The following is a 17,714-nucleotide window of genomic DNA, read 5'->3' on the forward strand; positions in this document are numbered from 1 at the left end:
ATCGAAGGCCCCCACACTGGAGAGGTGATCACCGTGACCGAACCGCAGGTCTGGACGCTCATCGGCGTCCTCGCCGCCGCGCTCGTCGGCGTCATCACGATCGTGATGTCGAGCTTCTCCCGTCAGATGGCGGTGTCGTTCGGCGCGCTCGAGAAGCAGATCGAGTCGGTCCGTTCGGAGTTGAAGAGCGAGATCGGCGCTGTCCGTTCGGAGTTGAAGAGCGAGATCTCCGCTGTCCGTTCGGAGCTCAAGAGCGATATCGCTCATCTCGAGCGCGACGTGAACTTCCTGCACCGCCGCGAGATCGACGATCCGCCTGCCTGACATCGTCTGACGTCGCGCCTGCCGGTCATGCCGGGCGGCGCATGCGAGAATCGCGCATGGCGTGCCCGGATGCGGCCATGACGGCTCCGCCGGGCCAGAGGACAGCGTCCGCCGCCCGCCCGCGAGACGAGGAGCGACATGCCCCGCACGCAGCACCACCGGCGCTATCTCATGTGCCGGCCAGAGCACTTCACGGTGTCGTACTCCATCAACCCCTGGATGGAGCCCGCGAACCCCACCGACACGGCCCGCGCCGTGGAGCAGTGGCAGCGCCTGCACGACACGTATCTCGAGCTCGGCCACGAGGTCGAGCTCATCGATCCGCTCCCCGGCTACCCCGACATGGTCTACACGGCCAACGGCGGGTTCGTCGTCGACGGAATCGCCTACGGCCCGAGCTTCCGCTACGTCGAGCGGCAGGGCGAGGCGCCCGCCTTCATCGACTGGTTCCGGGCGAACGGCTTCGACGCCGTCGTGCCCGAGGAGGTCAACGAGGGCGAGGGCGACTTCCTGCTCGCGGGAGACGTCATCCTCGCCGGAACCGGGTTCCGCTCCACGGGCGACAGCCACGCCGAGGTCGCGCGCGTGTTCGACCGCGAGGTGATCAGCCTGAACCTCGTCGACGCCCGCTTCTACCACCTCGACACGGCGCTCAGCGTCCTCGATCCCGTCGCCGAGGACGGTCGCGCGACCATCGCCTACCTGCCCGGCGCCTTCGACGACGCGAGCCGCGCCGTGCTGGAGCGCCGCTTCCCCGACGCCATCCGCGTGTCGGACGAGGACGGCGCCGTCTTCGGCCTCAACTCCGCGAGCGACGGCCGCAACGTCTTCATCTCGCCGCGCGCCACGGGCTTCGAGAAGCAGCTGCGCGATCGCGGCTACACCCCGATCCTCATCGACCTCTCCGAGCTCCTCCTCGGCGGCGGGGGCATCAAGTGCTGCACGCTCGAGCTGCGGGGCCCGCGATGAGCGGCAGCCGGCTCGCGCACAACTACCACCCGCTCCCCGTCGTCGTCGCGAGCGCCGAGGGGGCGTGGGTCACCGATGTCGAGGGCAGGCGCTACCTCGACCTGCTCGCGGGATACTCCGCGCTCAACTTCGGGCACCGCCATCCCGCGCTCGTCCAGGCCGCGACCGCGCAGCTCGGGCGCGTCACCCTGACGAGCCGCGCCTTCGACAACGACCGGCTCGAGCCCTTCGCGACAGCGCTCGCCGACCTGTGCGGCAAAGACCTCGTGCTGCCCATGAACACGGGGGCGGAGGCCGTCGAGACGGGCATCAAGGTCGCCAGGGCATGGGGCTACCGCGTCAAGGGCGTCCCGCAGGGGCGCGCGAGGATCGTCGTCGCGCACGGCAACTTCCACGGCCGCACGACGACCATCGTCGGCTTCAGCGACGACCCGGAGGCGCACGACGGCTTCGGCCCCTACGGGCCCGGCTTCGCCGCCGTGCCGTTCGGCGACGCCGACGCGGTCGCCGCCGCGATCGACGACGACACGGTCGCCGTGCTCATCGAGCCCATCCAGGGCGAGGCGGGCGTCGTCATCCCGCCGGAGGGGTACCTCCGCCGCGTGCGCGAGATCACGCGCGAGCGAGGCGTGCTGCTCGTGGCCGACGAGATCCAATCGGGGCTCGGGCGCGTGGGCGAGACGTTCGCGTGCGACCGCGAGGGGGTCGTCCCCGACGTCTACCTCCTCGGGAAGGCGCTCGGCGGCGGCATCCTGCCGGTGTCGGCCGTCGTCGCCGACGCCGACGTGCTCGGCGTCATCCGCCCCGGCGAGCACGGCTCGACGTTCGGCGGCAACCCGCTGTCCGCCGCCGTGGGCCTGCGCGTCGTCGAGCTGCTCGCGACGGGCGAGTTCCAGAAGCGCGCGGCGCTCCTCGGCGCGCATCTCGCCGAGCGTCTCGAGCCGCTCGTCGGGAACGGCGTCACGGCCGTCCGCGTGGCGGGCCTGTGGGCGGGCGTCGACATCGACCCCGCGGTCGGCACGGGGCGCGAGGTCGCGGAGAGCCTCATGGCGCTCGGAGTGCTCGTCAAGGACACGCACGGGCAGACCATCCGCATCGCCCCGCCGCTCGTCGTCCGCGCCACAGAGATCGACTGGGCGGTGGAGCAGCTGCAGCGCGTGCTGACGCGATGAGACCGGGGCACCCGGGTGACGCGCCCGACACGTTCCGACGCACGGGGTAACCTCCCGGCAATCACCCGGGTCTACTCTCGCCGGTATGGGCGACCTGTTCGACGGCTACGGCTCCACGCTGTCACCCCGCACGGCGGCGGATGGCACCCCCGCGTTCGACGAGATGTTCGGCGATCCGCGGGCGGAGGGAGGGCCCGCAGGGGCCCGCGACGCGTACCGCGAGCTGCATACGGCGCTGGCACGCCTGACGCAGGACGAGCTGCGCGGGCGCACCGAGTCGCTCGCCAACTCCTATCTCGCGCAGGGCGTCACGTTCGACTTCGCGGGGGAGGAGCGGCCCTTCCCGCTCGACGCCGTGCCGCGCGTCATCCACGAGGACGAGTGGAGCCGCGTGTCGGCGGGCGTCGCGCAGCGCGTGAAGGCGCTCGAGGCGTTCCTCGATGACGTGTACGGTCGTCGGCACTGCGTGCGTGACGGCGTGCTGCCCGCCTCCCTGGTCGCGTCGAGCCAGTACTTCTACCGGCAGGCTGCCGGCATCCATCCCGCCAACGGCGTGCGCATCCAGGTTGCCGGCATCGACCTCATCCGAGACGAGCACGGCGAGATGCGCGTGCTCGAGGACAACGTGCGCGTGCCGAGCGGCGTGAGCTACGTCATCTCCAACCGCCGCGTCATGGCGCAGACGCTCCCCGAGCTCTTCCACTCCATGCAGGTGCGCCCCGTCGGCGACTACCCCAACCGGCTGCTGTCGGCCCTGCGCGCGAGCGCACCTCCCGGCGTCGACGACCCGCACGTCGTCGTCCTGACGCCCGGCGTCTACAACTCGGCGTACTTCGAGCACACGCTGCTCGCGCGCCTCATGGGCGTCGAGCTCGTCGAGGGCCGGGATCTGTTCTGCGCGGGCGGCAAGGTCTTCATGCACACCACGCGCGGTCCGCGTCGCGTCGACGTCATCTACCGCCGGGTCGACGACGACTTCCTCGACCCGCTGCAGTTCCGCGCCGACTCGATGCTGGGGGCGCCGGGCATCCTGCTCGCCGCGCGCCTGGGCAACGTGACGATCGCGAACGCGGTCGGCAACGGCGTCGCCGACGACAAGCTCACCTACACGTACGTGCCCGATCTCATCCGCTACTACCTCAGCGAGGAGCCCATCCTCCAGAACGTCGACACCTGGCGCCTGGAGGATCCCGGCGCCCTCGAGGAGGTGCTCGACCGCCTCGACGAGCTCGTCGTGAAGCCCGTCGACGGCTCCGGCGGCAAGGGACTCGTGGTGGGGCCGGACGCGTCGCCCGCCGAGCTCGAGGCGCTGCGCAAGCGCCTCGTCGCCGACCCGCGCGGATGGATCGCGCAGCCCGTCGTCATGCTCTCGACCATCCCGACTCTCGTCGACGACGGGATGCGACCGCGGCACGCCGACCTGCGGCCGTTCGCCGTCAACGACGGCAACGACGTCTGGGTGCTGCCGGGCGGGCTCACGCGCGTGGCGCTCCCCGAGGGGCAGCTCGTCGTGAACTCCAGTCAGGGCGGCGGCTCGAAGGACACCTGGATCGTGGGAGGCGAACCGCCCGCGCGCGTCGAGTACGGGCAGGGCCAGGGCCTCGCCGGTCTCGTGGCCGACCAGGCGTCGACCGTCACGCAGGCCATCCCGGTCGTCGGCAGCCTGCAGGAGCAGCACCAGTCGGGCGGGGAGGCGTGACCATGCTGAGCCGCATCGCCGAGTCGCTGTTCTGGATCGGGCGCTACATCGAGCGCAGCGACGGGACGGCGCGCATCCTCGACGTCCATCTGCAGCTCCTCCTCGAGGACCCGTGGATCGACGAGGACACCGCCTGCCGCTCGCTGATGTCGGTCATCGGCGCCGTCCCGCCCGAGCACGACGGCCCCATGACGCGCGGCTACGTGCTCGAGCAGCTCGGCGTCGCGCGCGACAACCTCTCGAGCATCGCCTCGTCGATCCGCGCCGCGCGAGAGAACGCCCGGCGTGCGCGCGAGATCGTCTCGACCGAGCTGTGGGAGTGCCTGAACACGACGAGCGCGCGCCTGCCGCGGCGCCTCCAGAGCGAGAAGGCGCACGAGTACTTCAAGTGGGTGCGAGAGAGGGCGGCGCTCGCGGTGGGCGTCGTGGAGGCGTCGACGAGCCGCGACGAGGCGTGGCAGTTCTTCGCGCTCGGACGCGCCATCGAACGCGCCGACATGACGGCCCGCCTGCTCGCGACGCGCGCGCTGACCGAGGCGTCGGGGCCGTCGTGGACGACCATCCTGCGCTCGTGCGGCGGATACGAGCCGTACCTGCGCACGTACCGCGGCATGCCGAGCGCCGTCAACGCGGCGGAGTTCCTCCTGCTCGACCGGCTATTCCCGCGGTCGGTGATCGCGTCGATCACGACGGCCGAGCAGTGCATGAGCGCGATCGAGCCGGTCGCCGACCGGGTCGGCCACTCCAACGCCGTGCTGCGCGCGTTCGGCAAGCTGCGGAACGAGCTCGAGTACACGCCGATCGAGGAGATCATCGGCGACCTCCACGAGCACATGGAGAACGTGCAGATCGTGACGCGGGAGGCGTCGGAGGCGATCGGGCGCCGCTTCTTCCCCACGCAGGCGGAGCCCAGCTGGATCGGAGAGACCTCATGAAGCGACTGCGCATCGAGCACGAGACCGGCTTCCGCTACAGCGAGACGGTCACGGCCTCCTACAACGAGGCCCGCATGCTGCCGGGCACGACCGACAGCCAGTTCGTGCTGAGCGCGAACCTCGAGATCCGCCCCCAGGTGCCCGTGAGCTCGTACGCCGACTACTTCGGCACGCGCGTGTCGAGCTTCGACGTGCTGACGCCGCACACCGAGCTGATGATCACCTCGCGCAGCCTCGTCGAGGTGCGCGCGGCGCACGCCGACGCGGTCGAGACGACGTGGGAGCGCCTCGCGCGCGACGTCGAGCGCGACGTCGAGACGGTCGAGCACCTCGCGCAGACCGACCGCACCCGGCCCCATCCCGAGGTCGCCGACATCGCGCGCGAGATCGCGGGGCGCCATGACGACCCCGCCGCCGCCGCGACGGCGATCGCGACGACGCTCGGCGACGCGGTGTCGTACGTGCGCGGCGTCACGGGCGTGCACTCCACGGCCGCGGACGCGTGGGACAAGCGGCAGGGCGTCTGCCAGGACATCACGCATCTCGTCATCGGGGGGCTCCGCGCCGCCGGCATCCCTGCCCGGTACGTCTCGGGCTACCTCCACCCGCGCGAGAACGCCGACATCGGCGTCGCGGTCGCGACGGAGTCGCACGCCTGGGTCGAGTACTTCGCGGGCGGATGGCACGGGTTCGATGCCACGGCGGGCGCGCCGTCGGGCGACCGGCATGTGCTCGTCGGACGCGGCCGCGACTACGGCGACGTCCCGCCGCTGCGCGGCGTCTACGCCGGGCCGTGCGAGAGCGAGCTGCACGTGCGCGTCACGATCACGCGCGAGGCGTAGCGGAGGCGCGCGGCTCAGGCCCCGCGCGCCTCGCGCAGCTGCGACTCCAGGTGGAACACCTCGGGGAGCTGCTCGGCCCCCTGGTCGGCGCGGCCGTCGAGCGCGACGAAGAAGGGCGCCATCGACTCCTCCCAGCGGGCCGCGACCTCCGACTGCGCCAGGTAGGCCTGCGACGCGTCGTCGTCGTCGGTCACGTAGAAGCCGACGAGCACGCCGCCTCCGAGGTGGAAGATCGAGTAGTCGCGGCGGCCGGAGGCGGCGATCTCCTCGAGCATCTCGGGCCAGACCGGGCTGTGCCGGGCGATGTACTCGTCCATCAGCTCGGGGCGGACCTGCAGACGGAAGCAGACGCGCTGCGGGGCTGGGCGCTCGGGCTGCGGCGCTGGGCTCTCGGGCTGCGGCGCTGGGCTCATGGACGGGGACCTCTCTGTCGCGGGGAAGCGTTTTCCATCGTATCGTCGTCATCCTCGTCGCGATCGTCGACGCGGATGGCCGTGGTCTGCGCGACCTGGTCGCTGAACTCCTCGGGCGCGACGACGGCGTTCGCGCGCGTGACGATCTCCAGCGGGCGGGTCTCGTCGAGCGTGACGGCGAAGCGCCGCTCCGACGACCGGTGCAGGCGCCCCGACCAGATCACCCACGCGAGCCCGATGAGGAAGGCGAGGATGCCCGCCGCCCCGCCGAGCACGATCGCCGCGCGCGGCCCGAACGCGTCGGCGACCCAGCCGGCGATGGGCGCGCCGATCGGCGTCGAGCCCATGATGACGGCCATGTAGAGCGCGAGCACGCGGCCGCGCAGCGCGGGGTCGGAGTTCGTCTGCACGTACCCGTTCGCCGTCGTCAGCATCGTCACGGTGCCGAAGCCGACGAACACGAGGACGGCCGCGTAGCTCCAGTAGCTCGGCATGGCGGCGGAGACGAGCGAGGCGGCGCCGAAGCCGCCCGCCGCGATCATGACGACGCGCAGCCGGGCGCGCTCGCGACGCGCGGCCAGCAGCGCGCCCGTGAGCGAGCCGACCGCGAGCACGGAGCTCAGGATGCCGTACCCGTCGGCCCCGTGCCCGAACTCGATCGCCATGGTGGAGGCGAAGATCGGGAAGTTCATGCCGAAGGCGCCGACGAGGAACACCATGACGAACGCGACGATGAGGTCGGGCCGGCGGGCGACGTAGCGGAAGCCGTCGGCGAGCCGCGCAGCTCCCTGGCCGCGCGGGCGCGGCACGAGCTCGCGCGTGCGCATGGCGGCGAGCGCGAGGAGCATGGCGAGGAACGTCGCGGCGTTGAGGAAGAACACCCAGCCGCTGCCCACCGCGACGATCAGCAGGCCGCCGACGGCGGGGCCGATGAGGCGCGCCATGTTGAACGACGCCGAGTTGAGCGCGACCGCGTTCGCGGCGAACCGCCGCTCCACGACGTCGGAGACGAACGCCTGGCGCGCCGGGCTGTCGAAGGCGTTGGCGATGCCGAAGAGGAGGGCGAAGACGAGCATGAGGGGCAGGGTCATGGCGCCCGCGAGCAGCAGCGCCCCGACGGCGAGCGCGAGCAGCAGCAGCGCCGTCTGCGTCACCATGAGCAGGCGTCGGCGGTCGAACCGGTCGGCGATCCAGCCCGTCACGCTCACGAGCACGAGGGGCGGCCCGAACTGCAGGGCCATCGTGACGCCCATGGCGGTGGCGTCGTTGTCGGTGAGCTCGGTGAGGACGACCCAGTCCTGCGCCGTCGACTGCATCCAGCCGCCGATGTTGGAGACGAGGGCGCCGAGGAACCAGATGCGGTAGTTGAACGAGGCGAAGGAGCGGAACATCGCGGTCATCGCTCGACCTCCCTCATGATGATCGCCGCGGCCGCGAGCAGCGTCTCGCGGTCGCCCGCGTCGAGACGTGCGAGCACCTTCGCCAGCCACTCGTCGCGGCGGCGCACGGTGTCCTGGACGACCGAGCGCCCCGTCAGCGTGATCTCGATGACGACGCGGCGCCGGTCGGCGCCGTCCTCCGTCCTCGTGAGATGGCCGCGCTCCTCGAGCGCGTTCACCGTGCGGTTCATGGACGGCGCCGTCACGCCCTCGCGCTCGGCGAGGGCCGTGAGCGTGTGGGGCCCGTGGATCTTGAGGGCGACGAGGACCGCGAACTGGCCGTCCGGCATGTCGGAGACGGCGCGCTGCTGCTTGAGGCGGCGGGAGAGGCGGAAGACGGCGGCCCGGATCTCGGAGGCGTCGGCGACGAGCTTCGTGGATGCGGATTGTTTAGCCATGTCAATCATTAGCCTAGCTCATTAGCCTTGCTAAGGGAATGGCGGTGTAGCATCGCGGCATGCCCGAGTTCGCCGACGCGTACGGCGTCGCCATCGTCTACGACGTCTACGAGCCGGAGGGAACGCCGCGCGGCGTCGTCCAGGTGCTGCACGGGGTGGGCGAGCACGCGGGCCGCTACGCCGCCCTCGCGGACGAGCTCGCCGCCGCCGGCTGGGTCGTGTACGCCGACGACCACCGCGGCCACGGGCGCACGGGGATGCGCCAGCACGGCACGGCCGAGAAGCTCGGCCGCCTCGGCGTCGGCGGGCACCGCGCAGCCGTCGCCGCCGTGCGGCAGCTGAGCGAGCACATCCGCGCGGAGCGGCCGGGGCTGCCGCTCGTGCTCCTCGGTCACTCGTGGGGGTCGTTCCTCGCGCAGATCCTGTTCGACCGCCATCCAGGCGCCTACGACGCGGTCGTGCTGGTCGGCTCGTCGCTGCGCTGGCCGGGCTCCCTCAACGCGGGCGACCTCAACGCGCGGTGGAAGACCCCCGAGGCGAACGGCGTGGAGTGGCTCTCGACCGACGAGGCCGTGCAGAGGGCCTTCCTCGCCGACCCGCTCACGGTCGACGTGCCGCTCGCGAAGCTCTTCGGCGTTGCCGACACGCTCCGGCTCGTGGGGCGCCCGCGGCGCGGGCTGCGCCGGGAGGCCGGCGCCGACGTGCCCGTGCTCCTGCTCGTCGGGCGCGACGACAGCGTGGGAGGTCCGCGCTCCGTGCACCGCCTCGCCGACGCGTACCGGCGGCGCGCGGGGCTCTCGGATGTCACGGTGCACGTCTACGACGGCCGGCACGAGATCCTCAACGAGCCCGTGCAGGGCGAGGTGCGCTCCGACATCGTCGCCTGGCTCGACGCGCGCTTCCCCGCCGCCGTCTAGCGAAGCGCCGTAGGCTGGACCCGTGCACGGCGAGTACAAGGTCCCCGGAGGAAAGCTCGTGGTCGTCGACCTCGAGGTCGAGGCCGGGAGGATCGCCGCGTTCCATCTCGCCGGGGACTTCTTCCTCGAGCCAGACACGGCGCTCGACGACATCAACCGCGCCGTCACGGGCATGCCCGACACGGCCGACGTGCCGGCGATCGCCGCGGCCATCCGCGCTCAGCTGCCGGACGGCGTGCAGATGCTCGGGTTCACGCCGGAGGCGGTCGGCACCGCCGTGCGCCGCGCCCTCGTGACCGCGTCGTCGTGGAGCGACTTCGAGTGGGAGGTCGTCGACGACCCGGCCGTCTCGCCGCTCATGAACCTCGCGCTCGACGAGGTGCTCACCGACCGCGTCGGCGACGGACGCCGCAGGCCGACGCTGCGCATCTGGGAGTGGGACGAGTCGGCCGTCGTCATCGGGTCGTTCCAGTCGTACCGCAACGAGGTCGACCCGGAGGGCGCAGCGCGCCACGGCTTCCAGGTCGTGCGCCGCATCTCGGGCGGCGGCGCCATGCTCATGGGCGCCGAGCAGATCATCACGTACTCGCTCTACGTGCCGGCCTCGCTCGTGGCGGGGCTGACGTTCGCCGACTCGTACGCGTTCCTCGACGACTGGGTGCTGCAGGCGCTGCGCGGCATCGGCATCGAGGCGACCTACCAGCCGCTAAACGACATCGCGAGCCCGTCCGGGAAGATCGGCGGCGCCGCGCAGAAGCGCCTCGCCAACGGCGGCGTGCTGCACCACGCGACGCTGTCGTACGACATCGACGGGCAGGTCATGACGGAGGTGCTCCGCATCGGCCGCGAGAAGCTCAGCGACAAGGGCACGACATCCGCCGCGAAGCGCGTCGACCCCATCCGCAGCCAGACGGGGATGGCGCGGCGCGAGATCATCGACCGCTTCATCGCGTCGTTCCGCGCGTTCACGGGCGCCGAGATGGGGAGCGTCTCGCCGGACGAGCTCGCCGAGGCCGAGCGGCTCGTCGAGACGAAGTTCGCCACCGATGCGTGGCTCCACCGCGTCCCGTGAGCGGCGACATCCTGGAAGACGCCCCCCTCGACGCGCTCGCCGCGGGGCGCGGGGCCGTGACCATCCACTACGGCGACAACCTCGACGTCGTGCGCACCCTGCCCGACGGCGCGTTCACGATCGCGTACCTCGACCCGCCGTTCAACACGGGGCGCGGGCGCGAGACCGACGAGAGCCGGCGGGGCGTCTCGTTCGCCGTGCCGGATGCGCGGCCCGAGCCCGTCGACGACGCCGCCCTGGAAGACGGCGCCCTCTTCGGCACGGTCGACGACATCGAGCGGCTCGTCGACGCCGACGAGCGTGCCGCCGAGCTGCGCGCGACGAAGCACACGGGGTTCCACGGCCGCAGCTATCAGCGCGTGCGCGGAGCACTGCGCTCGTTCGACGACCGGTTCGACGACTACTGGGGATTCCTCGTGCCGCGCATCGAGGAGGCGTGGCGGCTGCTCGCCGAAGACGGCACCCTCTACCTGCACCTCGACTACCGCGAGGCGCACTACGCGAAGGTCATGCTCGACGCCGTGTTCGGGCGCGACTCGTTCCTCAACGAGCTCATCTGGGCGTACGACTACGGAGCGAAGTCGAAGAGCCGCTGGCCCACGAAACACGACACGATCCTCGTGTACGTGAAGGACCCCGACCGGTACTGGTTCGACTCCGACGCCGTCGACCGCGAGCCGTACATGGCGCCCGGCCTCGTGACGCGCGAGAAGGCCCGGCGCGGCAAGCTGCCGACGGATGTCTGGTGGCACACGATCGTGCCGACGAGCGGCCCCGAGCGCACGGGATACGCGACGCAGAAGCCAGAGGGCATCCTGCGGCGCATCATCCAGGCGTCGTCGCGCCCCGGCGACCGGGTGCTCGACATGTTCGCCGGCAGCGGCACGACGGGCGCCGTCGCCGCCGCGCTCGGGCGCGACGCCGTGCTCGTCGACGACAACCCCGACGCCATCCGCATCATGGGCGATCGCATCCCCGACGCACGGGTCGTGCTGCGCCGCTAGCCTGGCGGCATGCGCTTCGGAACCTTCATCCCCCAGGGCTGGCGATTCGACCTCGTCGGCATCGACCCGTCCGAGCAGTGGGACGCCATGCTCTCGCTCGCGCGCCGCGCCGACGCCGGCCCGTGGGAGTCGCTGTGGGTCTACGACCACTTCCACACGACGCCCGTCCCCTCCCAGGAGGCGACGCACGAGGCGTGGACGCTGATGTCCGCCTTCGCCGCGTCGACCACGCGCATCCGGCTCGGCCAGATGTGCACGTGCATGGGATACCGCAACCCCGCCTACCTCGCGAAGGTCGCGGCGACCGTCGACCACGTGTCGCACGGACGCGTCGAGATGGGCATCGGCGGCGGCTGGTACGAGCATGAATGGCGCGCCTACGGCTACGGCTTCCCCGAGATCGGCGACCGGCTGCGGATGCTCCGCGAGGGCGTCGAGATCATGAAGCAGGCGTGGGAGACCGGCACGGCCACCCTCGACGGCCGCTACTTCCAGGTGGACGGCGCGATCGTGCGGCCCCTGCCCGTCCAGCGCCCCGGCATCCCGTTCTGGATCTCGGGCGGCGGCGAGAAGGTCACGCTGCGGATCGCGGCGCAGTACGCGCAGTACACGAACTTCTCCGGCGATCCCGAGGGCTTCGCCCACAAGAGCGCCGTGCTGCGGGGCCACTGCGAGACGATCGGGCGCGACTTCTCCGAGATCACGCGGTCGGCGAACTACAACACGGTGATCGGCGAGACGGAGGCGGAGGTGGAGGAGCGCCTCGCCGCGGTCGACGCGCGCCTTCGACCCCACGTCGGCGACGCGCACGCCGACCGCATCCACGCCGACTACCGGGCGTCGGCGGCGGTGGGAACGGTCGAGCAGGTGACCGAGCGCCTCGCGGCGCTCGGCGAGCAGGGGCTCGCGTACGCCATCCACTACTTCCCGGAGGCGGCCTACGACGTGTCGGGCCTGGAGCTGTTCGAGGCGAAGGTCATCCCCGCCCTCGCCTGAGCGGCCTCATGTGAGCGGCAGGACGCCGTCGTATGCGTCCGCCTGCTCGCGCGAGGCGGGGGCCGGATGGTCGAAGACGCGCGACATCGTCGATCCAGCGGCCCACGGGTCCCAGTCAACGGCTCCGCGCAGGGCGAGGTCGACGGCGGCGCCGTGGACGGCGTCGGCGAGCGGCTGGGGCGGATCGTCGCCGGCGATGAGCTCCACGCCCTCTGCGTCGAGCACATCGAAGAAGAACGGCACGTCGAGGCAGTGCAGCGACCATCCGCGCGTCGGCGACACCCAGGCGAAGCGGTACGCCCACGTCGCGGCACCGGGGCGGGCGGCGCGCGCCCGCGCGATCCGCGCCACATGGCGTCGGAAGAGCGCGTCGGTCACGAACCGGCCGATGGCGGCCGCCGTGCCGTGCTCGCGGCGCAGCGCCGCGTTCGCGGCGAGGTAGGGGCGCCGACGGCGGCGCGGCAGGCCGAGCACGGCGAGGACGGGCGCGACGGGCACCCAGCGGAGCCAACGGCGGTGGTCGTCGACGATCATCGAGAACTCGTCGTCGGTCGTGCCGATCACGAGCGGCTTGTCGGCTCCGACCCCGCGCGCGAGCGAGCGCACGACGGGCTCGCGGATGAGGTCGCCGTCGACCGCGGGCGCGATGCGCAGCCCGTCCGAGAGCACCGCCTGCGCGCCGTGCAGATCGCGCATCGCGACGAGATCGGCGGCGGCGTCGCGCACCTGCCGCTCCGTGAGGGCGCGCCATCCCGCGACGGTCGGCTCGACGCGCGCGACGGCGGCCGCCCGCCGGCCGTCGGCCTCGGACTCCTCGGGCGTGATGACGCCGATCGTCGCCGACATCGCCCACACGGCGTGGAAGAGGTGCTGCGCCGCGGGCATCGAGAGCAGCGTCAGGACGGCCCCGCCGCCCGCCGACTGCCCCGCGATGGTCACGCGGTCGGGATCGCCGCCGAACGCCCGGACGTTGCCCTGCACCCACTCGAGCGCGGCCATCCAGTCGCGCACGCCGCGGTTGGACGGCGCGTCGGCGATCCATCCGAATCCATCGAACCCGAGACGGTACGACACCGTCACGACGACGACGCCGTCGCGCGCGAAGGAGCGCCCGTCGTACCAGGGGCTCGCGATCGAGCCCGAGACGTAGGCTCCGCCATGGATGTAGACGAGGACGGGGAGCGCCCCATCGGGCGAGGGCGACGGCGTGAACACGTTGACGTTGAGGGTCGACCGCCCCGGCACCGACGGCTCGGGGATGAGCGTGATCCCCGTCGCTCCGCGCTGCGGCGTCGCCCCCTGCGTCGTGGCGTCGCGGACGCCCTCCCATGGTTCGTGCGGGACGGGGGCCTGGAACCGCAGCGGCCCGACCGGCGGCTGCGCGTAGGGGATGCCGAGGAAGGTCGCGCATCCGCCGCGCCAGAACCCGCGGACGCGGCCCGCCGTGGTGGCGACGACGGGCTGCTCGAGGCGCGGCGGATCGGCGGGCGTGCTCGGGGTCACGCCACCAGTATCGCGCTGCTCAGAAGAGCTGGCGCCAGTTCGCCTTCGCGAGGTCGAGCAGCTCGTCGCCTCGGCCCGACATGACCGTGCGGATGGCGTACAGCGCGAAGCCCTTCACCTGCTCGGCCGTCACGGTCGGCGGCATCGACAGCTCCTGGCGCTCCGTGACGACGTCGAGGAGCGCGGGGCCGTCATGGGCGAGCAGCTCGGCGATCGCCGCGGGGAGGTCCTTCGAGCGCTCCACGCGGATGCCCTTGATGCCGAGGGCGTTCGCGACCGCCGCGAAGTCGGGGTTCGCGAGGTCGGTGCCGTACGTCACGAAGCCCGCGGCCTTCATCTCCAGTTCGACGAAGTTGAGGGAGGAGTTGTTCACGACGACGGTCTTCACGGGCAGGCCGTTCTGCGTGAGCGTGATGAGCTCGCCCAGCATCATGGCGAGACCGCCGTCGCCCGCCAGCGCGACGACCTGGCGCCCGGGCTGCGCGACCTGCGCGCCGATGCCGTGCAGCAGCGCGTTCGCCATGGAGCCGTGGCTGAACGACCCGATGAGCCGACGCCGGCCGTTCATGGTGAGGTAGCGCGCTGCCCACACGGTGGGCGAGCCGACGTCGGCCGTGAACACGGCATCGGCGGCGGCCGCCTCGTCCAGGAGGCGCGCGAGGTACTGCGGGTGGATGGGCTGCGAGCCGTGGCGGGGCACGGCGAGATCGTCGAGCTTCCTGCGGGTCTTGGCGTAGTGCGCGCGGGCGTCCTCGAGGTGGCCGCGGTCGCGTCCGTCCGAGAGGCGGGGGAGGAGGGCCGACGCCGTCGCCTTCACGTCGCCCACGAGCCCGAGGTCGAGCGGATGGCGTCGGCCGAGCTGGGTGCCCCGGATGTCGACCTGGATGGTCGTGGCGTGCTCGGGGTAGAACTGCGGATACGGGAAGTCGGTTCCGAGCATGAGGAGTGCGTCGGCGCCCTCCATCGCGCGGTAGCCGGACGCGAAGCCGAGCAGCCCCGTCATGCCGACGTCGTACGGGTTGTCGTACTCGATGAACTCCTTGCCGCGCAGCGCGTGGACGATCGGCGCGGCGAGGCGGTCGGCGAGCGCGACGACCTCGGCGTGGGCGCCCTCGACGCCCGCGCCGGCGAGGATCGTGACCTTCTCCGCTCCGTTCAGCAGGTCGGCGGCGCGGTCGAGCTCGCGCTCGCTCGGCACGACGACGGGCCGAGCGCGCTCGATGACGGTGACGCGGTCGGAGACGGCGTCGGCGAGCGCGACGTCGCCCGGGATGACGACGACCGCGACGCCGCGCTCCTGGATGGCCGCGCGCATCGCGATCTCGAGCACACGCGGCATCTGGTGCGGATCGGCGACGTACTCGACGTAGACGCTGCACTCGCGGAAGAGCTCCTGCGGGTGCGTCTCCTGGAAGTAGGTGGTGCCGATCTCCGAGGTCGGGATGTGCGCGGCGATCGCGAGGACGGGCACGCGCGACCGGTTCGCGTCGTAGAGGCCGTTGATGAGGTGGAGGTTGCCCGGCCCGCACGACCCGGCGACGACGGCGAGCTCGCCCGTGACGGCCGCGTCGGCGGCGGCGGCGAAGGCGGCCGACTCCTCGTGGCGCACATGGACCCAGCGGATGGTGCCGTCGGCCCGCAGCGCGTCGGTGAATCCGTTGAGCGAGTCTCCCGGGATGCCGTAGACGCGGTCGACCCCGTTCGCGGCGAGTGTCTCGACGATGTTCTCTGCGACGTTGACCATGGCATCGACGCTACGCCTGCCTGGGCCTTGACGGGCCACTTGCCTTTTGCAAGCATTCGAGCATGCGCACCTTCGTCCACGTGCTCGTCAACACGGCGTTCGCGAACCTCACGACGAGCTATCTGTGGTGGGCGCTCACCTTCTGGATCTACGTCGAGACCGAGAACGTCGTCGCGACGGGCGTCATCGGCGGGGCCTACATGCTGTTCATCGCCCTGTTCAGCATGATGTTCGGCACGATCGTGGACCGGTTCCGCAAGAAGGCCGTCATGATGTGGGCGACGCTCGCGGCGTTCGCCGTGTTCTGCGTCGACGGGGCGTTCTTCTTCGTGCTCGGCGAGGAGCGCATGATCGACCTCTCGCAGCCGTGGTTCTGGATCTTCGCCGTCGTCATGCTCGCGGGAGCCGTCGTCGAGCAGCTGCGCAACATCGCGCTGTCGACGACCGTGACGCTGCTCGTCCCGACCGAGAAGCACGCGAACGCGAACGGCATGGTGGGCACGGTGCAGGGACTCGCGTTCCTCGTGACGAGCGTCTTCAGCGGGCTGTCCGTCGGCCTGCTCGGGATGGGTCCGTCCATCCTCATCGCCCTCGTGCTCATCGCGCTGTCGCTCGTGCACCTCGCGGCCATCCGCATCCCGGAGCCCGAGATCGTGCACGCCGAGGGACAGACGCGCTGGGTGGACGTCGCGGGCGGCTTCCGCGCCGTGCGGCTCGTGCCGGGTCTGCTCACCCTCATCCTCTTCACGACGCTCAACAACCTCGTCGGCGGCGTCTACATGGCGCTCATGGACCCGTACGGGATCGAGATGTTCGGCGTGCAGATGTGGGGCATCTGGCTGGCGGTCGGGTCGACGGGGTTCATCGTCGGCGGGGCGGTCATCGCGAAGGCGGGGCTCGGGCGCAACCCCATCCGCACGATGCTCGTCATCGCGGCGCTCGTCGGCGTCGTGGGCGCCGTCTTCACGTTGCGGGAGTGGGCCTGGCTCTACATCGCGGGGCTGTGGACGTTCATGGCGCTCATGCCGGCCGTCGAGGCGGCCGAGCAGACGGTCATCCAGAAGGTCACGCCGTACGAGAAGCAGGGGCGCGTCTTCGGCTTCGCGATGACGTTCGAGGCCGCGTCGGCGCCCGTGACGTCGTTCCTCGTCGCACCCATCGCGCAGTTCTGGGTGATCCCGCATCTGCGGACGGCGGAGGGGCAGGCGCAGTGGGGATGGCTCGTCGGCGACGGCGATGCGCGCGGCATCGCGCTCGTCTTCGTCATCGCGGGGGTCGTGGCCGTGCTGCTCGCTCTCGGCGGGTTCCTGCTGCCGGCGTATCGCACGCTGTCGCGGCGGTTCCTGGAGGAGCCTGCGGAGACGGAGGCGGTAGGCGGGGCGGTGCCGGGCCCCGGCGTGTCGGCTGCCGGCGCGCTGCTTCCGCCGGCGGATCAGAGGGCGGCGGAGTAGGTCGTCCCGCGCAGCTTCTCGGTGAGGACGAGCAGCTGGTGCAGCTCGTCGTCGTCGAGGCACGACATGCGCTCGGCGATGCGGCGGCCGTGGGCGGCGCCGATGGCGCGGAAGGCATGTGCGCCGACGTCGGTCGCCGTGACGAGCGACCCGCGTCCGTCGTCCGGATCGCTGCACTTCGTCACGAGGCCGCGGCCGACCATCCGGTCGACGAGCCGCGACACGCTCGGCTGGCTGATGAGCATGTTCGCCGTCACATCGCGCAGGCGCGAGGTCATATCGGGCGCGCGCGTCACGGTGAGGAGCACGTCGTACTCCGCCTGCGACAGGTCGGTGCCGACGAAGTCGCTCGAGATCTCCTCGAACACCTCGTGCTGCGCCCGGAAGAGGCTCTCCCACGCTGCGATAGCGAGTCTGCGGTCGGCCATGCGTCCCAGGGTAGCGGTCCATGCACGCCTATAGGTCTCGATGCGCGGTGCGCAAGTAAGGGCCGAGCGGAGAGGAAGCCGCCCGGCCCTTGTCCCTTGCACCAAGAGTGTCCTGCAATCACATGTCGGCAGCTGCCACAGCAAAACAGCTGCCTTGCGATGACTCTATAACGGCGAGGTAACGGGTGACAAGGTGTGTCGTTATGTTTCCGTGATTTCATCATCGGGGCATAGCGGTGTCCCTTCTCGCCAGACCTGTCAGATTCTCACGGACCTGTCAGAACCTCTCACCGGACCTGTCAGGGCTCTCGCCGACCTGTCAGAACCTCGGCGTGTCTCCCGCGGTGCAACCCGCAGCTGCCTAGCTTGCGAGGTGGGTGCGTTGTCAGGGCACTCGATATAGGGCGG

General features: G+C 71.5%; 17 protein-coding genes. 11 read left to right on the forward strand and 6 right to left on the reverse strand.

Annotated features, from left to right (window positions below):
• Positions 1-33: 33 nt before the first annotated feature.
• From ABD998_RS15995 to ABD998_RS16020, 6 genes are all read left to right on the forward strand, one after another.
• Positions 34-324, forward strand: a complete 291-nt coding sequence (locus tag ABD998_RS15995) for a hypothetical protein (protein WP_345441412.1) — start codon at positions 34-36, stop codon at positions 322-324.
• Positions 325-462: 138 nt separating this feature from the next.
• Positions 463-1,293 (forward strand): dimethylargininase, encoded by an 831-nt coding sequence (ddaH, locus tag ABD998_RS16000; protein ID WP_425562998.1) that lies wholly within the window; start codon positions 463-465, stop codon positions 1,291-1,293.
• Positions 1,290-2,465, forward strand: a complete 1,176-nt coding sequence (gene rocD, locus ABD998_RS16005; RefSeq protein WP_345441415.1) for an ornithine--oxo-acid transaminase — start codon at positions 1,290-1,292, stop codon at positions 2,463-2,465. The genes ddaH and rocD overlap by 4 nt, the downstream gene beginning before the upstream one ends.
• An 85-nt stretch (positions 2,466-2,550) precedes the next feature.
• Entirely contained in the window at positions 2,551-4,164 is a 1,614-nt protein-coding gene (locus ABD998_RS16010) for a circularly permuted type 2 ATP-grasp protein (RefSeq protein ID WP_345441418.1), read from the forward strand.
• A gap of 2 nt (positions 4,165-4,166) precedes the next feature.
• Positions 4,167-5,099, forward strand: coding sequence for an alpha-E domain-containing protein (locus ABD998_RS16015; RefSeq protein ID WP_345441421.1), 933 nt, complete (start codon positions 4,167-4,169; stop codon positions 5,097-5,099).
• Positions 5,096-5,941 carry a transglutaminase family protein gene (locus tag ABD998_RS16020; RefSeq protein WP_345441424.1) on the forward strand — a complete coding sequence of 282 codons (846 nt, stop codon included), beginning with the start codon at positions 5,096-5,098 and terminating at the stop codon, positions 5,939-5,941. The genes ABD998_RS16015 and ABD998_RS16020 overlap by 4 nt, the downstream gene beginning before the upstream one ends.
• Before the next feature lie 14 nt (positions 5,942-5,955).
• Here the strand turns inward: ABD998_RS16020 and ABD998_RS16025 are convergent, their stop codons facing one another.
• Genes ABD998_RS16025 through ABD998_RS16035 form a run of 3 tightly spaced genes read right to left on the reverse strand, consistent with a single transcriptional unit; the run spans position 5,956 to position 8,191 of the window.
• Positions 5,956-6,354, reverse strand: a complete 399-nt coding sequence (locus tag ABD998_RS16025) for an L-rhamnose mutarotase (RefSeq protein WP_345441427.1) — start codon at positions 6,352-6,354, stop codon at positions 5,956-5,958.
• Complete coding sequence (locus ABD998_RS16030; protein WP_345441574.1) at positions 6,351-7,745, reverse strand: MFS transporter; 1,395 nt, start codon at positions 7,743-7,745, stop codon at positions 6,351-6,353. Before ABD998_RS16030 ends, ABD998_RS16025 begins: the two co-directional genes overlap by 4 nt.
• Before the next feature lie 5 nt (positions 7,746-7,750).
• On the reverse strand, positions 7,751-8,191 hold the full coding sequence (locus ABD998_RS16035; RefSeq protein ID WP_345441430.1) for a MarR family winged helix-turn-helix transcriptional regulator: 441 nt from the start codon (positions 8,189-8,191) through the stop codon (positions 7,751-7,753).
• Positions 8,192-8,250: 59 nt separating this feature from the next.
• Between ABD998_RS16035 and ABD998_RS16040 the strand changes: the two genes are divergently transcribed.
• Genes ABD998_RS16040 through ABD998_RS16055 form a run of 4 tightly spaced genes read left to right on the forward strand, consistent with a single transcriptional unit; the run spans position 8,251 to position 12,180 of the window.
• Complete coding sequence (locus ABD998_RS16040; RefSeq protein WP_345441433.1) at positions 8,251-9,108, forward strand: alpha/beta fold hydrolase; 858 nt, start codon at positions 8,251-8,253, stop codon at positions 9,106-9,108.
• A gap of 22 nt (positions 9,109-9,130) precedes the next feature.
• Positions 9,131-10,180 (forward strand): lipoate--protein ligase family protein, encoded by a 1,050-nt coding sequence (locus ABD998_RS16045; RefSeq protein ID WP_345441436.1) that lies wholly within the window; start codon positions 9,131-9,133, stop codon positions 10,178-10,180.
• On the forward strand, positions 10,177-11,184 hold the full coding sequence (locus ABD998_RS16050; protein WP_345441439.1) for a DNA-methyltransferase: 1,008 nt from the start codon (positions 10,177-10,179) through the stop codon (positions 11,182-11,184). The genes ABD998_RS16045 and ABD998_RS16050 overlap by 4 nt, the downstream gene beginning before the upstream one ends.
• A 9-nt stretch (positions 11,185-11,193) precedes the next feature.
• A complete protein-coding gene (locus tag ABD998_RS16055; RefSeq protein ID WP_345441441.1) occupies positions 11,194-12,180 on the forward strand; it encodes an LLM class F420-dependent oxidoreductase in 987 nt (328 codons plus the stop codon).
• Between the two features lie 6 nt (positions 12,181-12,186).
• On the opposite strand, the gene ABD998_RS16060 is transcribed toward ABD998_RS16055, so the two are convergent.
• Both ABD998_RS16060 and poxB read right to left on the reverse strand, forming a co-directional pair.
• A complete protein-coding gene (locus tag ABD998_RS16060; RefSeq protein ID WP_345441443.1) occupies positions 12,187-13,683 on the reverse strand; it encodes a carboxylesterase/lipase family protein in 1,497 nt (498 codons plus the stop codon).
• 19 nt (positions 13,684-13,702) lie between these two features.
• Entirely contained in the window at positions 13,703-15,427 is a 1,725-nt protein-coding gene (gene poxB, locus ABD998_RS16065) for a ubiquinone-dependent pyruvate dehydrogenase (RefSeq protein WP_345441446.1), read from the reverse strand.
• 62 nt (positions 15,428-15,489) lie between these two features.
• Between poxB and ABD998_RS16070 the strand changes: the two genes are divergently transcribed.
• Entirely contained in the window at positions 15,490-16,878 is a 1,389-nt protein-coding gene (locus ABD998_RS16070; RefSeq protein WP_345441449.1) for an MFS transporter, read from the forward strand.
• Here ABD998_RS16070 and ABD998_RS16075 read toward each other — a convergent pair.
• Complete coding sequence (locus ABD998_RS16075; protein ID WP_345441452.1) at positions 16,860-17,306, reverse strand: MarR family winged helix-turn-helix transcriptional regulator; 447 nt, start codon at positions 17,304-17,306, stop codon at positions 16,860-16,862. The two genes, ABD998_RS16070 and ABD998_RS16075, sit on opposite strands and share 19 nt — an antisense overlap.
• Positions 17,307-17,714: the final 408 nt, after the last annotated feature.

Origin of the sequence: Microbacterium gilvum (assembly GCF_039543865.1) — a bacterium.
GTDB classification, from domain to species: Bacteria; Actinomycetota; Actinomycetes; order Actinomycetales; family Microbacteriaceae; genus Microbacterium; species Microbacterium gilvum.

Coding starts and splice junctions, on each gene's coding strand:
- ddaH (WP_425562998.1), top strand. CDS start 463: ATGCCCCGCACGCAGCACCACCGGCGCTATCTCATGTGCCGGCCAGAG.
- rocD (WP_345441415.1), top strand. CDS start 1,290: ATGAGCGGCAGCCGGCTCGCGCACAACTACCACCCGCTCCCCGTCGTC.
- ABD998_RS16010 (WP_345441418.1), top strand. CDS start 2,551: ATGGGCGACCTGTTCGACGGCTACGGCTCCACGCTGTCACCCCGCACG.
- ABD998_RS16015 (WP_345441421.1), top strand. CDS start 4,167: ATGCTGAGCCGCATCGCCGAGTCGCTGTTCTGGATCGGGCGCTACATC.
- ABD998_RS16020 (WP_345441424.1), top strand. CDS start 5,096: ATGAAGCGACTGCGCATCGAGCACGAGACCGGCTTCCGCTACAGCGAG.
- ABD998_RS16025 (WP_345441427.1), bottom strand. CDS start 6,354: ATGAGCCCAGCGCCGCAGCCCGAGAGCCCAGCGCCGCAGCCCGAGCGC.
- ABD998_RS16030 (WP_345441574.1), bottom strand. CDS start 7,745: ATGTTCCGCTCCTTCGCCTCGTTCAACTACCGCATCTGGTTCCTCGGC.
- ABD998_RS16035 (WP_345441430.1), bottom strand. CDS start 8,191: ATGGCTAAACAATCCGCATCCACGAAGCTCGTCGCCGACGCCTCCGAG.
- ABD998_RS16040 (WP_345441433.1), top strand. CDS start 8,251: ATGCCCGAGTTCGCCGACGCGTACGGCGTCGCCATCGTCTACGACGTC.
- ABD998_RS16055 (WP_345441441.1), top strand. CDS start 11,194: ATGCGCTTCGGAACCTTCATCCCCCAGGGCTGGCGATTCGACCTCGTC.
- poxB (WP_345441446.1), bottom strand. CDS start 15,427: ATGGTCAACGTCGCAGAGAACATCGTCGAGACACTCGCCGCGAACGGG.
- ABD998_RS16070 (WP_345441449.1), top strand. CDS start 15,490: ATGCGCACCTTCGTCCACGTGCTCGTCAACACGGCGTTCGCGAACCTC.
- ABD998_RS16075 (WP_345441452.1), bottom strand. CDS start 17,306: ATGGCCGACCGCAGACTCGCTATCGCAGCGTGGGAGAGCCTCTTCCGG.